Source organism: Saccharomonospora piscinae, assembly GCF_005862235.1.
In the GTDB taxonomy this organism is placed as follows: domain Bacteria; phylum Actinomycetota; class Actinomycetes; order Mycobacteriales; family Pseudonocardiaceae; genus Saccharomonospora; species Saccharomonospora piscinae.
The window spans coordinates 802,071-817,644 of record NZ_VCEK01000003.1; the positions used below are offsets into that span (position 1 = coordinate 802,071).

Annotated in this window: 9 protein-coding genes; 4 read left to right on the forward strand and 5 right to left on the reverse strand. The window is 71.6% G+C overall.

Annotation, left to right across the window (positions count from 1 at the left end):
* Positions 1-75: 75 nt before the first annotated feature.
* A complete protein-coding gene (gene lgt, locus FFT09_RS15005) occupies positions 76-1,152 on the forward strand; it encodes a prolipoprotein diacylglyceryl transferase (protein ID WP_138383045.1) in 1,077 nt (358 codons plus the stop codon).
* On the opposite strand, the gene FFT09_RS15010 is transcribed toward lgt, so the two are convergent.
* The 3 genes from FFT09_RS15010 to FFT09_RS15020 are packed head-to-tail and all read right to left on the reverse strand — an operon-like array spanning position 1,107 to position 3,936.
* Positions 1,107-1,946 carry an ABC transporter ATP-binding protein gene (locus FFT09_RS15010; RefSeq protein ID WP_138383046.1) on the reverse strand — a complete coding sequence of 280 codons (840 nt, stop codon included), beginning with the start codon at positions 1,944-1,946 and terminating at the stop codon, positions 1,107-1,109. The two genes, lgt and FFT09_RS15010, sit on opposite strands and share 46 nt — an antisense overlap.
* Complete coding sequence (locus FFT09_RS15015; protein ID WP_138383047.1) at positions 1,943-2,995, reverse strand: FecCD family ABC transporter permease; 1,053 nt, start codon at positions 2,993-2,995, stop codon at positions 1,943-1,945. Before FFT09_RS15015 ends, FFT09_RS15010 begins: the two co-directional genes overlap by 4 nt.
* A gap of 2 nt (positions 2,996-2,997) precedes the next feature.
* A complete protein-coding gene (locus tag FFT09_RS15020) occupies positions 2,998-3,936 on the reverse strand; it encodes an ABC transporter substrate-binding protein (protein ID WP_138383227.1) in 939 nt (312 codons plus the stop codon).
* A 446-nt stretch (positions 3,937-4,382) separates the two neighbouring features.
* On the opposite strand from FFT09_RS15020, the gene gltB reads away from it, so the two are divergent.
* The 3 genes from gltB (at position 4,383) to FFT09_RS15035 (ending at position 12,044) form a co-directional block, all read left to right on the forward strand.
* Positions 4,383-8,948, forward strand: coding sequence for a glutamate synthase large subunit (gene gltB / locus FFT09_RS15025; protein WP_138383048.1), 4,566 nt, complete (start codon positions 4,383-4,385; stop codon positions 8,946-8,948).
* 137 nt (positions 8,949-9,085) lie between these two features.
* Entirely contained in the window at positions 9,086-10,594 is a 1,509-nt protein-coding gene (locus FFT09_RS15030) for a glutamate synthase subunit beta (RefSeq protein ID WP_081192213.1), read from the forward strand.
* Positions 10,595-10,640: 46 nt separating this feature from the next.
* Positions 10,641-12,044 (forward strand): class II 3-deoxy-7-phosphoheptulonate synthase, encoded by a 1,404-nt coding sequence (locus FFT09_RS15035; protein WP_024877206.1) that lies wholly within the window; start codon positions 10,641-10,643, stop codon positions 12,042-12,044.
* Between the two features lie 13 nt (positions 12,045-12,057).
* Here FFT09_RS15035 and FFT09_RS15040 read toward each other — a convergent pair whose 3' ends face one another.
* Both FFT09_RS15040 and pknB read right to left on the reverse strand, forming a co-directional pair.
* A complete protein-coding gene (locus FFT09_RS15040; RefSeq protein WP_138383049.1) occupies positions 12,058-13,434 on the reverse strand; it encodes a wax ester/triacylglycerol synthase family O-acyltransferase in 1,377 nt (458 codons plus the stop codon).
* 136 nt (positions 13,435-13,570) lie between these two features.
* Positions 13,571-15,526, reverse strand: coding sequence for a Stk1 family PASTA domain-containing Ser/Thr kinase (gene pknB / locus FFT09_RS15045; RefSeq protein WP_138383050.1), 1,956 nt, complete (start codon positions 15,524-15,526; stop codon positions 13,571-13,573).
* Positions 15,527-15,574 lie beyond the last annotated feature (48 nt).

Genomic DNA, 15,574 nt, shown 5'->3' on the forward strand with positions numbered 1-15,574 from the left:
CACCCTCACTGCGTCTGATGCAGCGAAGGTGGCCTTCACTGCATCAGCCCGGGCACGGCGCGCTACGGTGACGGGGTGAACACCGCCTCGGCTCTCTTCGTCGCGAACATTCCGAGCCCGGACCGCGGAGTCTGGCAGCTCGGGCCACTGGACCTGCGCGCCTACGCCCTGTGCATCATCGCGGGGATCGTGCTCGCCATCTGGTGGGGTGAGCGGCGCTGGGTGCGGCGCGGCGGCTCGAAGGGCACGATCATCGACATCGCGGTGTTCGCGGTCCCGTTCGGGCTGGTCGGCGGCAGGCTGTACCACGTCATCACCGACAACCAGCTGTACTTCGGTGAGGGCAGGGACCCGATCCGGGCGCTCTACATCTGGGAGGGCGGCCTCGGCATCTGGGGTGCCATCGCGCTGGGCGGCGTCGGCGCCTGGATCGCCTGCCGTCGCAGGGGCATCCCGCTGCCCGCGGTCGCCGACGCGATCGCTCCCGGCATCCTGGTCGCGCAGGCCATCGGACGGCTGGGCAACTACTTCAACCAGGAGCTGTACGGCGGTCCGACCGACCTGCCGTGGGGACTGGAGATCTACGAGCGGGTCGACCCCGCCACCGGCGCCCCGGACCCCCTGAACGGTGTGGCGGTCACCGACATGCCGGTGCAGGTGGTGCACCCGACGTTCCTCTACGAGATGCTGTGGTGCCTCGGCGTCGCGCTCCTGCTCGTGTGGGCGGACCGCCGGTTCCGGCTCGGTCACGGCCGCGTGTTCGCGTTGTACGTCGCCGGATACACGGCGGGCCGGTTCTGGATCGAGCTGATGCGCACCGACCAGGCCAACGAGATCCTCGGCCTGCGGGTGAACGTGTGGACGTCGATGTTCGTGTTCGCCGGTGCGGTGGTCTACTTCGTGCTCGCGGCTCGCCGGGGGCCGAGGGAGGTCCCGGAGACGCTCGCCACCGAGCCCGACGACGACTCGGGCGAGCACCGGGACGCCGACACCACCGACACCAGCGGCACCACCGATACCACCGAGGGCGACGACCGGGACTCCACCGCTCCGGTTCCGGCGGCGGAGCGGACCGAGGCCGAGACGCGAGCCGATCGCGACGCGGATCAGTCCGGCGCCGACGCGGAGGGCTCGCGACGCGGCGAGTCGTGAGTGCGGTCGCGCTCGGAGCGCACGGGCGCCACGACCGGATGCCCCGCCGAGGTGGTGAGCACCTCCACCTCGGCCGCGTAGTGGCGCCGTAGCCGGTCCGGGGTCAGGACCTCCCGGCCCGGGCCCGTCACGACCACCTCGCCACCGTCAAGCAACAGCAGTGTGTCGGCGTACTGCGCGGCGAACGTCAGGTCGTGCAGCGTGGTCACCACGGTGGTGCCGTCCTCGGTGCGCAGCCGGTCGAGTCGTTCGAGCAGGACCTGTGCGTGGCCGACGTCCAGGCCCGTGGTGGGCTCGTCCAGCAGCAGCACGCGGGTGCGCTGGGCCAGCACCCGCGCGAGGACCGCCCGCTGCTGTTCGCCTCCGGAGAGGGTGTCGAGCCTGCGCCCGGCCAGGTCTGCCAGATCCAGCCGGTGCAGCGTGTCCCGTACGACTCGGTGGTCGGCCTCGCCCTCCCTGCCCAGCGGGCTCAGGTGCGGCGTGCGGCCCAGCAGCACGTAGTCGGTGACGGTGAGTCTGTCCGGTAGCACCGGGTTCTGTGCCGCGTAGCCGAGCTGCGTGGCGCGCTGCCTGCGGGTGAGCGTTGCGGTGGAGGTGCCGTCGAGTTCGATCCGGCCGGTGTGGCCGACGATGCCCGCGATGGCCTTCAACAGCGTGGACTTGCCCGCGCCGTTGGGGCCGACGATCGCCAGCCAGCTGCCGGGAGCCAGTGTCGTGGAGACGTCGCGCACCACCGGGGTGTCGCCGGTGTCGCCGTAGTACACGCTGACCTCGGCCAGCCTCAACGCGGTCATGGGGTCCGTCCCTTCGTGGTGCGCAGGACGAGGGCGAAGAACGGTGCGCCCGCGAAGGCGGTGACCACGCCCAGCGGCAGTTCACCGGGCATCGCGGTGCGGGCCACGTAGTCGGCCAGGATGAGAAACGCGGCGCCGCCGAGCAGCGAGAGCGGCACGATGACGCGGTAGCTCGCCCCGGCGAGCAGTCGCACCACGTGCGGGACCACGATGCCCACGAAGCCGATCAGCCCGCTCACCGCCACGGCCGCCGCGGTGGCCAGCGACGCGGCACCCAGCAGCACGAACCGCAGCAGCCCTGGGCGCAGTCCCAGCGACGCTGCCTCGGCGTCGCCGAGCGCGAGCACGTCGAGCAGGCGCGCGCAGGAACACAACACCACCGCCGCGACCGCGACGTAGGGCAGGGCCAGCCACACGTCGGACCACCCGGTGACGTTGAGGCCGCCGAGTGTCCACGTGTACACCTGCTTGATCGTGTCGGTGTTCCACTGCTGCACGAACGTCTGGATGGCCGTGAGGAACGCCGTCACGGCGACTCCGGCCAGCAGCAGGGTGCCGGTGCCGTGGCCGGCCGATCGGCCGAGCAGCCAGCTCAGCCCCACGCCGCCCAGCGCGCCCGCGAACGCGGCGAGCGGGACCGGCCCCACCAGCCAGCTCGTCACCGCGGGCGCGAGCACCATGACCAGCGTCGCGGCCATCCCGGCCCCGGCCGCCGCACCCAGCAGGTACGGGTCGGCGAGCGGGTTGCGGAACACGCCCTGGAACGCGGCGCCCGCCCCGGCCAGCGCCGCACCGACGATGCCGGCGAGCAGCACCCTCGGAGCCCGCAGCTCCCAGACGATGGCCGCCTCCCGTTCCGACAGCGGGGAGGTGGTGCCGGTGACCTGCGCGACGATCTCGCCCACGACCCGCTGCCAGCCCAGCTCTCCGGAGCCCACCACGACGGCGAACCCGCAGACCAGCACCAACCCGGCCAGGGCAGCCAGCACCGTGCGTATCCGCAACCGGGTGGTGGCCGGCCGGGGGCGGCGCCGTACCGAACGGAGCACGGTCAGGCCGCGGCCCGCGTGACGGACTCGGCCACGGTGTCCACGAAGTCGGTGATCCGTGGTGCCCAGCGCGAGGCCGTGTCGTCGTCCAGCTCCACGATCCCGTCCTCTCGCACCGCGGTGAGCGTGTCCCAGCCCGGCCGCTGCGCGACCGTCTCGGCGTCCTGCCCGCAGCACCGCGTGTCCGCGAGGAACACCAGATCGGGGTCGGCCTCGAGGACGCGCTCGGCGGACAGCTGCGGGTAGCCACCCTGGGCGCTGGGGTCACCCTGGTCGGCGATGTTGGTGAGCCCGAACAGGTCGTAGACCTGCCCGATGAAGGTGGCCGAGGTGACGCTGTAGAAGCTGGGGTCCAGCTCGTGGTAGTAGCTCAGCTCCGTGCCCGCGTCGCCGGTGTCGGCGACCAGTTTCTCGATCTCGGAGCGCGTCTGTTCGGCCAGGTCGGCGCCGTTCTGCCGGTGCCCGGTGGCCGTTCCGACGAGCTCGAACTGCGTGTACATCGCGTCCAGCGACTGTGGCGCGGGCAGGACGAGGGTCGCCGTGCCGGTGCCCGCGAGCGACTCGGTGAGCTTGCCGTCGGTGTCGGACTCCACGATCACCAGGTCGGGGTCGTGGCTCGCGATCCGCTCCGGGTCGGGAGTCAGCCCGGACAGGTCCGTGCGCGGAGCCTGCTCGGGCGCGGTGGACATCTCGTCGACCGCGACCACCTGATCGCCCGCTCCCACCGCGTACAGCGTCTCGGTGGTGGACGGGGACAGCGACACGATGCGCTCGGGGCGCTGCTCCAGCGTCACCGAGGGCGCGCCCTCGGGGCTCAGTTCCACGGGGAAGTCCCCGCTGCCCGCCGCTTCGGGGGCCGGGTCGTCCTCGCGTTCCGCGCAGGCGGTGAGCGGCAGGACGAGCAACAGCGGCAGGAACAGCAACCGTCTGACACGCACGATGAAACCTCGACTCATCGGCCGGCGCGGGGGGCCGCGCCGAGACCGTGGTGCGGTCGCGGACGCCGCACCTCTGCGCCGGAGGTGGTAAGGGCGTCACGTGAACGGCGAGGCGACCTGGCTCGGGCCCGCGCCTCGCGCACTCTCCGTGTCCGGAGAGGGGCGGGGTGTCACAGCGGGTCCCTCACAGTTGCGGCACAGCGCCGGAATCTCACCGGACTTCGCTCCCGCGCACGTCGGAGTGACAGTACCAGCCCGGTCGTCACGTAAACTCGGAGACTGAATTCGATGAAAGTCCGGCGCGCGGATCGTGACGCTTCCGTGCGGTGAATGGGCGCTTCGGCCCATGTCCAGGATGTTTCCCAGGTGTTAAAGTCGCGCTCGTTGACGGGCCATTGTCGTCCCGTGCCCAGCACGAACACAGCACGACGACGACGCAGGAGGTCCCTTTGATCTTCTCCGCGATCCCCGAGCGGCAGGGCTGCTACGACCCTGCCGCCGAGACGGACTCCTGCGGAGTGGCCATGGTCGCTCACGTCCGGGGACTGCGGTCGCACAGCATCGTCACCGACGGTCTCACCGCGCTGACGAATCTCGACCACCGTGGAGCGGCCGGCGCCGAGCCGACGAGCGGCGACGGTGCGGGCCTCCTGCTGCAACTGCCGGACGAGCTGCTGCGAGCGGAGGCGGGAGTACCGCTGCCGGAGCCGGACGAGCGGGGCCGGCACCGCTACGCGGCCGGAATCGCGTTCCTGCCCAGCGAGAACGCCTCGCGGCGGCGCGCGGTCGAGTTGGTGGAACGCATCGCGGTCGAGGAGGGGCTCGCCGTGCTGGGCTGGCGTGAGGTGCCCACCGACGCCGACGCGGCGGACGTCGGCCCCACGGCCCGGTCGGTGATGCCGCACTGCGCGATGCTGTTCGTGGCCGACCCCCCGGACGCCGAGGGACGGCGCCGTGCGGGCATCGACCTCGACCGGCTCGCGTACTGCCTGCGCAAGCGGGCCGAGCACGAGAGCGAGGCCGCCGGGTGCGGCGTGTACTTCCCGTCGCTGTCGTCGCGCACGCTGGTGTACAAGGGAATGCTGACGCCGGTGCAGCTGCCCCTGTTCTTCCCTGACCTGGCCGACGAGCGGCTGGTGAGTGCCATCGCGCTCGTACACAGCCGGTTCTCGACCAACACCTTTCCGTCGTGGCCGCTGGCGCACCCGTTCCGGTTCGTCGCCCACAACGGGGAGATCAACACCGTGCGGGGCAACCGGAACCGGATGCGGGCCAGGGAGGCGCTGCTGGAGTCGGACCTCCTGCCCGGTGATCTGAGCCGGTTGTTCCCCGTGTGCTCGCCGGAGAGCTCCGACTCGGCGTCCTTCGACGAGGTGCTGGAGCTGTTGCACCTCGGTGGCCGGAGCCTGCCCCACGCGGTGCTCATGATGATCCCGGAGGCGTGGGAGAACCACGGCACGATGGACGAGCGCCGCCGGGCGTTCTACCGGTTCCACGCCAGCCTGATGGAACCGTGGGACGGCCCCGCCTGCGTCACGTTCACCGACGGCTCGCTGGTCGGCGCGGTGCTCGACCGCAACGGCCTGCGGCCCGCGCGCTGGTGGCACACGGACGACGACCGCGTGGTGTTCGCCAGCGAGAGCGGTGTGCTGGACGTGCCGCCGGAGCAGGTGGTCGCCAAGGGCAGGCTGAATCCGGGGCGCATGTTCTGCGTGGACACCGAGGCGGGCAGGGTCGTCGACGACGACGAGATCAAGTCGGACCTGGCGGCCCAGGCCCCGTACGGCGACTGGGTCCACGCGGGACTGCTCTCGCTCGGCGACCTGCCCGACCGCGACCACATCACCCAGTCCCATGCCGCCGTGACGCGCAGGCAGATCGCCTTCGGCTACACCGAGGAGGAGTTGAAGATCCTGCTCGGCCCCATGGCGACAAGCGGTGCCGAACCGGTGAGCTCGATGGGCTCGGACACGCCCGTGGCCGTGCTCTCCCAGCGTTCCCGGCTGCTGTACGAGTACTTCAAGCAGGGGTTCGCTCAGGTGACCAATCCACCGCTCGACGCCATCCGCGAGGAGCTGGTGACGTCGATGAGCCGCGTGATGGGGCCCGAACAGAACCTGCTGGCACCCGGGCCGGCCTCGTGCAGGCACATCCAGCTGTCCTCGCCGGTCATCGACAACGACGAGCTGGCCAAGCTCATCCACGTCAACGACGACGGCGACCTCCCCGGATTCGCCTGTACTATCCTTTCCGGACTGTACGATGTCGAGGGTGGCGGAGCGGCGCTGGCCGATGCCGTCGCCCGTGTGCGGCGCGAGGCGTCGGAGGCGATCGCCGCCGGAGCGCGCATTCTCGTGCTGTCGGACCGCGACTCCGATCATCGGATGGCGCCGATTCCCTCGCTGCTGCTGGTCGCGGCCGTCCACCACCATCTAGTGCGCACCAAGGAACGGTTGCGGGTCGCGCTCGTCGTGGAGTCGGGGGACGCCCGCGAGGTCCACCACGTCGCGCTGCTGCTCGGGTACGGCGCGGCGGCGGTGAACCCGTACCTGGCCTTCGAGTCGCTGGAGGACCTCGTGGCTCAGGGCGCGATCACGGACATCGAGCCGAGAGCCGCCGTGCGCAACTACGTCGCCGCGCTCAACAAGGGCGTCCTCAAGATCATGTCCAAGATGGGCATCTCCACGGTGGGCGCGTACACCGGCGCCCAGGTCTTCGAGGCACTCGGCCTGTCGCAGCAGGTACTGGACGAGTACTTCACCGGCACGGTGTCGAAGCTGGGCGGTGTCGGACTCGACGTCCTCGCGGAGGAGGTGGCGCTGCGCCACCGGCACGCCTACCCCGACAACCCGACGGAGTTCGCCCACCGCGGCCTCGACAGCGGCGGCGAGTACGCCTACCGGCGAGAGGGTGAGCTGCACCTGTTCACCCCCGAGACCGTGTTCCTGCTCCAGCACGCGGGCCGGTCCCGGCGGGAGGAGGCGTACCGGAGCTACGTCGACGAGGTGAACCGGCTCAACCGCGAGGGCGGGGTGCTGCGCGGGATGTTCTCCTTCCGCGAGGGAGTTCGCGAGCCCGTGCCGATCGACGAGGTGGAGTCGGTCGAGTCGATCTGCCGCCGGTTCAACACCGGGGGCATGTCCTACGGTTCGCTGTCGATGGAGGCGCACCAGACGCTGGCCATCGCGATGAACACCCTCGGCGGCCGGTCCAACTCCGGCGAGGGCGGTGAGGACCCGGAGCGGTTGCACGACCCGTTGCGGCGCAGTGCCGTGAAGCAGGTCGCGAGTGGCCGGTTCGGGGTGACCAGCGAGTACCTCGTCAGCGCCGACGACATCCAGATCAAGATGGCGCAGGGAGCCAAGCCCGGCGAGGGCGGGCAGTTGCCGCCCAACAAGGTGTATCCGTGGATTGCCACCACCCGGCACTCCACCCCGGGAGTGGGGCTGATCTCACCGCCGCCCCACCACGACATCTACTCCATCGAGGATCTGGCGCAGCTGATCCACGACCTGAAGAACGCCAACGAACGGGCGCGTGTCCACGTCAAGCTGGTGAGTTCGCTCGGCGTCGGCACGGTCGCGGCCGGAGTGTCGAAGGCCCACGCCGACGTGGTGCTGATCTCGGGCCACGACGGCGGTACGGGCGCCTCGCCGATGAACTCCCTCAAGCACGCGGGAACCCCGTGGGAGATCGGGCTGGCCGAAACGCAGCAGACACTGCTGCTCAACAACCTGCGGGACCGGATCACCGTGCAGGCCGACGGCGGCTTCAAGACGGGACGGGACGTGATCGTCGCGGCACTGCTCGGCGCCGAGGAGTACGGCTTCGCGACCGCGCCGCTGGTGGTGGCGGGCTGCGTGATGATGCGCGTCTGCCACCTGGACACCTGCCCGGTGGGAGTGGCGACGCAGAGCCCTGACCTGCGCGAGCGCTACACGGGCCAGGCCGAGCACGTCATCAACTTCTTCCGGTTCGTGGCGCAGGAGGTGCGGGAGTACCTCGCGGCGCTCGGGTTCCGTTCGCTGGACGAGGCCGTCGGCAGGGCCGAGGTGCTCGACGTCGACGAGGCGGTGACGCACTGGAAGGCCCAGGGCCTCGACCTCTCGCCGGTCTTCAGCGTGCCCTCGGAGTTCGCCGGCGAGCGCCGCAAGGTACGCGAGCAGGACCACGGGCTCGATCAGGCGCTGGACCGCACGCTGATCCAGCTCGCGGGTGCGGCGCTGGAGGACGCGCGGCCGGTTCGCGTGGAACTGCCGGTGCGCAACGTCAACCGGACGGTCGGCACCCTGCTGGGCGCGGAGGTCACCCGCCGCTTCGGCAGCGGCGGGCTCCCGGATGACACGGTCAGCGTGGCTCTGACCGGGTCGGCGGGGCAGTCACTGGGTGCCTTCCTCCCGGCGGGAGTGACGCTGGACCTCGTCGGCGACGCCAACGACTACGTCGCCAAGGGGCTCTCCGGCGGCCGGATCGTCGTACGGCCCGGCGCGGAGGCCGCGTTCGCGGCCGAGGACCAGGTGATCGCGGGCAACACCATCGCCTACGGCGCCACCTCGGGTGAGGTGTTCCTGCGGGGCCAGGTCGGTGAGCGGTTCGGCGTGCGGAACTCGGGTGCGCTGCTCGTCGCCGAAGGGGTCGGTGACCACGCCTTCGAGTACATGACCGGCGGGCGCGCGGTCGTGCTCGGCCGGACGGGTCGCAATCTGGCCGCGGGCATGTCGGGCGGTGTCGCCTACGTGCTCGACCTCGACGAGCGCCAGGTCAACACGGCGATGGTGGACCTGCTCGCGCCGGACGAGCAGGAGCTGGCCTGGCTCAGGGACGTCGTCGAGCGGCATCTCGAACACACCAAGTCGACGGTGGCCGCGTCCCTGCTCGGGGACTGGCGGCGCCGGTCGGCCGGTTTCACCGTGGTGATGCCGACGGACTACCGCCGCGTGCTGGAGGCGACGAAGGCGGCTCGGGCGCGGGGGAGGAATGTCGAGGAAGCGATCATGGAGGCGGCACGTGGCTGAGCATGGTGGAGCAGTCGCGTGTGCCGACCGGGTGCGGGTGTCCCGCGGGATTCGGAGGCAGCACGTGGCTGAGCATGGTGGGGCAGTTGCGTGTGCCGACCGGGTGCGGGTGTCCCGCGAATCTCTGGAGGCGGTACGTGGCTGATCCGAAGGGTTTCCTGCGGTACGACCGTGCGGAACCGCCGAAGCGACCTCGCCACGACCGTGTGCGCGACTGGCGCGAGGTCTATGCCGACGTCGAGCCCGAGGAGCGCGACGACGCGGTGCGCACGCAGGCGGCGCGCTGCATGGACTGCGGGGTGCCGTTCTGTCACTCCGGCACGGCCGGATGCCCGCTGGGCAACCTGATCCCGGAATGGAACGATCTGGTGCGGCGGGGGGACTGGGAGCGTGCGGCCGAGCGGCTGCACGCGACGAACAACTTCCCCGAGTTCACCGGCAAGCTCTGTCCGGCTCCGTGCGAGTCGGCGTGTGTGCTGGCGATCTCACCGTCCTCGGGCGGCGCGGTCAGCATCAAGCGGGTCGAGGAGACGATCGCCGACCACGCCTGGGAGTCCGGTTACGCACCGCCGCAGCAGGCCGCGGTGGCCACGGGCCGCACGGTGGCGGTCGTGGGTTCGGGTCCCGCCGGTCTGGCGGCGGCCCAGCAGTTGACGCGGGCGGGCCACGACGTGACGGTGTTCGAGCGTGACGACCGGCTCGGTGGGTTGCTGCGCTACGGCATTCCCGAGTTCAAGATGGAGAAGCGGGTGCTCGATCGCAGGCTCGGGCAGTTGCGCCGCGAGGGCACGTCGTTCGTCACGGGCTGCGAGGTCGGGGTCGACGTCACCGTGGGGGAGCTCCGGGAGCGGTTCGACGCGGTGGTGCTGGCTGTCGGGGCTCTGCGCGGGCGGGACGACTCCGGCACCCCCGGGCGGGATCTCGACGGTGTCCACCTCGCGATGGAACATCTCGTTCCGGCAAACCGGTCCTGTGAGGGTGACGGTCCGCCCGAGGTGGACGCGCACGGCAAGCACGTCGTGGTGATCGGTGGCGGCGACACGGGAGCGGACTGCTACGGCACCGCCACCCGCCAGGGCGCGCTGTCGGTGACCCAGCTCGACCGGTACCCGCAGCCACCGGAGCGCCGCGACGACGAACGCTCACCGTGGCCGACGTGGCCGTACGTGCTGCGGACCTACCCGGCGCACGAGGAGGCCGGGCAGCGCCGGTTCGCGGTCGCGGTGCGGCGGTTCGTCGGCGACGACGAGGGCCACGTGCGCGAGATCGAGCTGCATCCGGTGGAGGTGCGCCGGGACCCGGAGACGGGGCGCCGCGAGGTCGCTGCGACCGGCGAGGAAACGGAGCGCATCCCCGCCGACCTGGTGCTGCTGGCGATCGGGTTCGAGGGAGTGGAGCCCATGCCGTTGCTGGACGGCCTGGGCATCACGCTGAGCGGGCGTGGCACGGTGTCCTGCGGGCAGGACTGGCAGACGCGGGCTCCCGGCGTGTTCGTGTGTGGTGACGCCCACCGGGGCGCCTCGCTGGTGGTGTGGGCCATCGCTGAGGGCCGCTCGGTGGCGCGCGCCGTGGACGAACACCTGATGGGCACGTCCGACCTGCCCGCGCCGGTGCATCCGACCGCGTTGCCGTTGGCGGCGGTATGACAAACGGATCTTTCAGGCCGGACACGACAAGGGTGCGGGAGTTCGTATGCTGGATGCCGTGAACTGGACTGTTGACGTCCCCATCGACGCCCTGCCCTCGCTGCCCCCGTTGCCCGCCGAGATGCGCAAGCGCTTGGACGACGCGCTGTCCCGGCCCGCGGCCCAGCAACCGGACTGGCCCGACGCCGACGCGCTGTCGCGGGTCAGGACGGTGCTGGAGAGCGTGCCCCCGATCACCGTCCCCGCCGAGGTGGACCGGCTGCGCGAGCGGCTCGCCATGGTCGCACGCGGTGAGGCGTTCCTGCTCCAGGGTGGTGACTGCGCCGAGACCTTCGAGTCCAACACCGAACCCCACATCCGGGCGAACCTGCGCACCCTGCTGCAGATGGCGGTGGTGCTCACGTACGGGGCGAGCCTGCCGGTGGTGAAGGTGGGGCGCATCGCGGGTCAGTACGCGAAGCCGCGCTCCAACAGCACCGATGCGCTCGGCCTGCCCGTGTACCGGGGCGACATCGTGAACTCGCTGGTGCCCGACCCGCAGCTGCGGGTGCCCGACCCGGGCCGCCTGATCCGCGCGTACGCCAACGCGGGCGCGGCGATGAACCTCGTGCGGGCGCTGACCGGCGCGGGCATGGGGGATCTGACCAAGGTCCACGACTGGAACAAGGACTTCGTGCGCACCTCGCCCGCCGGGGAGCGCTACGAGGCGCTGGCTTCGGAGATCGACCGGGGGCTGCGGTTCATGGGTGCCTGCGGGGTGAGCGACAACTCCCTGCACACCACGGAGATCTTCGCGAGCCACGAGGCGTTGCTGCTCGACTACGAACGGGCGATGCTGCGGCTCGACGACCCTGCCGACGACGCGCCGTCGCTGTACAACCTGTCGTCGCACTTCCTCTGGATCGGGGAGCGCACCCGGCAACTCGACGGCGCGCACCTGGCCTTCGCCGAGCTCGTGTCCAACCCGATCGGCGTCAAGATCGGGCCGACCACGACGCCCGAGCAGGCGCTGGAGTACGTCGAGCGCCTCGACCCGCGCAACGAGCCGGGCAGGCTCACCATGATCTCGCGGATGGGCAACGGCAAGGTGCGTGAGGTACTGCCCGCGATCGTCGAGAAGGTCGAGAGCTCGGGTCACAAGGTGATCTGGCAGTGCGACCCGATGCACGGCAACACCCACGAGTCGTCCAACGGCTACAAGACGCGCCACTTCGACCGCATCGTCGACGAGGTGCAGGGCTTCTTCGAGGTCCACCGCAAGCTGGGCAGCTACCCCGGCGGCATCCACATCGAGCTGACCGGCGAGGACGTGACGGAGTGCCTGGGCGGGGCGCAGGACATCTCCGACCTCGACCTGTCGGGCCGGTACGAGACGGCGTGCGACCCGAGGCTGAACACCCAGCAGTCGCTGGAACTGGCGTTCCTCGTGGCGGAGATGCTGCGCGCCTGATCACGGGCCCTGTTTACGGGCAGAGCTGGCGCAACGCCGCCATCGACTTGGTGACGGCGTCGGCCAGCGCTCCCGCGTCGTCCACGGCGTCGCCACCGAGGTGCAGGCCCACGTGGACTCCGCCCCGGTACGTGGAGACGGCGAAGCCCACGGACTGGTGCGGCGCGAGCGGGACCACCGGGTAGGCCTCGCGCAGCGGGGCACCGGCCAGCGACAGCGGCACACCGGGCAGCGGCACGGCGGTGACCACGGTGTCGAACAGCGCCGGGGCGGTGTGCGCGACGGTGCGTGTGGCCAGCCGGTGGACCGCGCCCGGGATCCGCTCGGCGAGCACGGGGAGCGCGCCCGCACCCCGCCGGGTCCCGGCCCGCTTGTGGCCGTCCATGTCCCGGCTGACCGCGTGCAGTCGCTCCAGCGGGTCCTCGGTGCCGACGGGCAACTCGCAGAGGTAGGCGGACAGTGCGTTGCCGCCCGCCTCGGCACCGCGACGCCGCCGGGTGCTCACGGGGACGAGTGCGCGGAGCTCGCGCGGATCGGCACCCCGGTTGCGGTGGCGCAACCACTCGCGCAGCGCTCCGGCGAGCACCGCCAGCACGACGTCGTTGGTGGTGCCGCCGTGGGCCTTGCGCACGCGCCGGACGTCGTCGAGGTCGAGCCGGACCAGCCCGAGCCCTCGGCGGGCCGAGTCCGTGGTCAGGGTCGGCGACAGCGGATACGGCCGGACGGCGCGCAACAGCGAGCCCGCGATGTGCGCCGACTCGGCGGCGGTTCCGACCACGCGCTCGACGGTGGAGCGGGTGCCGTCCCACCACGTCCGCAGGAGTGGTGCCACGCCACTGTCGGGGCCCGGCTCGGTGGCGCCGTCCCGCGAGCAGGCAGGCGGGGCCACCGCACGGGGCGCGGTGGTGTCGTCGAGCAGGCCGAGCGCGAGTTCGGCGGCTCCCGCGCCGTCGCACAGCGCGTGGTGCAGCTTCACCAGCAGTGCGAATCCGCCCTCGGGCAGTCCCGTCACCACCTGCGCGTTCCACAGCGGAGCCCGCGTGTCCAGTGGGGTGGACAACCACCGTGCCGCGTGCTGGGTGAGTGGGTCGGCACGCAGGGCACCGTCGGGAACGGCACCGTCGGCACCGAGATCGTGGGTGCCGACGTGGCAGGCCGGGTCGAAGTCCGGATCGCTGTACCAGTGCGCGCCACCCGTGAGTTCGGTTCGCACCCGCAGGCGCAGGCGTGGCAGCGCACGGGCGCGCTCCGCGACGAGCGAGGCGATCCGCTCCCCACCGGGACATCGCCGCGTGGCGAACACCCCGACGGCACCCATGTGCATGGGTGTCGACGGGTCGTCGATACACAGGAAGGCGATGTCCAGTGCGCTGAGCCGGTCGGCTGGCATCGGCGCCTCTCTCACAGAAGTCGGTGACGTGGTTCACTGCCGTCGCCGGCTGGGACAGTGCGGAAACCGCCGCACCACAACCCATGGTCGGCCACGTCGGCGCGGTGGGCGAGACAGGCGGGTCAGGACCGCGCGATCAGGGGATCACCGACAGGTTGACCGTCGAACCGGGTTCGACGAGCGAGCCCCTGTCCGGGTCCTGCCGCACCACGAAGCTGATGGGCCCGCGCGAGTCGTCGCCCGACACCTCGAAGCCCGCCTCCCGCAGGATCGACACGGCCTGTTCGGTGCGACGGCCGACCACCGACGGCACCTCCACCGCGTTCGAGAGGATGACACCCACCCGATTGCCCTGCTCGACGGTGCTGCCGCCCTCGGGCTCGGTGCGCACCACGTGCCCGGCCGGTGCGTTTCCGGAGAACTCCTCGCCCGCCTCGTACGGTTCGAAGCCCGCGTTCCGCAACGCCTGGAACGCCTGGTCCCTCGGCTGCCCGGTGAGGTCGGGCACGGGTGTCGGCGGTGGTCCCTTGGATCGCACGACGGTCACCGCGTCGCCGACGTTGGCCTGACTGCCCGGTTTCGGTCGCAGGGTGACCACGTCGCCCTCGGGTACCGACTCGCTGTACTCGTCGGCCTCGGGGTTCAGCCTGGGCTCCAGTTGAACGTTCCGGACGGCGCGTTCGGCCTCCGGCACCGAGGCACCGGCGCGCACGTCCGGCACCACCGGTTTGCCCAGGGAGATCACGACGCTCACCTCGTCGTCCTGCAGTGCGCGCGAGCCCCCGGCGGGATCGCTGCGGATCACCGTGCCGGACGGGGTGGTGTTGTGGCGCTCCTCGGTGACGACGGGAGTCAGCCCCGCCTGCCGCAGGGTGGTCTCCGCCTCCGCGCGGCTCAGGCCGTCGACCGGCGGGACGTCCACGTAGCGGCCGGACGAGAACCACCACACCCCGGTGCCGATGCCGCCCAGGAGCAGCAGTGCCACGAGCGCCAGCACGGCCACGGGCGCGCGCCGCCGCGCGACGGCCCCGGAACCCGCGGTCTCGTCGCGCGGTTCGGCCTGCGGGTCCGTGGCGTGCCGGGGCAGCGCCTGCGTGCCCCGGGGGCCCGCGACGGAGCCGGTGACCGCGGGCATCGCGGGCACGGTCAGTTCGGAATCGGTCTCGGGCGCGCTGTCGGTGGCGGGCCGGGTGACGACCGGGATGGCCGACCGCCGCAGTTCCAGTTCGGTCGCCACCCGGCCGAGTTCGGCGAGGAACGCCTCGGCCCCTCCGGGCCGGGCCTCGGGATCGCGCCGGGTGGCGCGCAGCACCAGTTGGTCGAGCGCGGGTGGTACGTCGGGGGCCTGCTCGCTCGGCGGGGGCACGTCGTCGTTGACGTGGCGATAGGCCACGGACAGCGCGGTGTCGCCCTGGTAGGGGACCTGCCCGGTCAGCATCTCGTAGAGCAGGATCCCGGTGGAGTAGACGTCGGAGCGCGGGTCCGCCGCGCCGGTGGTGACCTGCTCGGGTGACAGGTACCCGACGGTTCCGAGGATGAGGCTCGTACTGGTGGTGCCCGCCCCCGCCGCGGCGCGTACCAGGCCGAAGTCAGCCACCTTGACGACACCGTCGCCGTCGGCGCCGCGTCCGAGCAGCACGTTCTCCGGCTTGACGTCCCGGTGGACCAGTCCGGCGGCGTGGGCGGCGGTGAGCGCCGACAGCACCTGCTGGGTGATGGTGACGGCCAGCCCGGCGTCGAGCCTGCCCCGCTGGTCCAGCAGATCGCGCAGGGTGCCACCGGCGACCAGTTCCATCACGAGGAATGCCGTGGGGTTCTCGGGGCCAGCCGACGTGTCGAACCCCTGGTCGTGAACCGCGACGACGTGCGGATGGTGCAGCCTGGCCGCGGACCTGGCCTCCCGCTCGAAGCGTTCGACGAACGACCGGTCGCCGGCGAACCGCGCGTCCATGATCTTGACGGCCACCGGCCGGTCCAGCCGGGTGTCGACCCCGCGATAGACCGCCGACATGCCACCCCTCGCGAGGAGGTCCCCGACGCGGTAGCGCCGGTCGAGGAGGGCGCCGGTGAAGCTGGTTTCCGTGCGTGTCACAGCGGTCGATCCTACGGTCGGGGCCGGGGTGGGGAGAGCGGCGCGCAC

Bases quoted from the DNA above. Each gene is read 5' to 3' on its own strand.
- FFT09_RS15040 (WP_138383049.1), bottom strand. From the start codon at position 13,434: ATGCCAGCCGACCGGCTCAGCGCACTGGACATCGCCTTCCTGTGTATC.
- FFT09_RS15035 (WP_024877206.1), top strand. From the start codon at position 10,641: ATGCTGGATGCCGTGAACTGGACTGTTGACGTCCCCATCGACGCCCTG.
- FFT09_RS15010 (WP_138383046.1), bottom strand. From the start codon at position 1,946: ATGACCGCGTTGAGGCTGGCCGAGGTCAGCGTGTACTACGGCGACACC.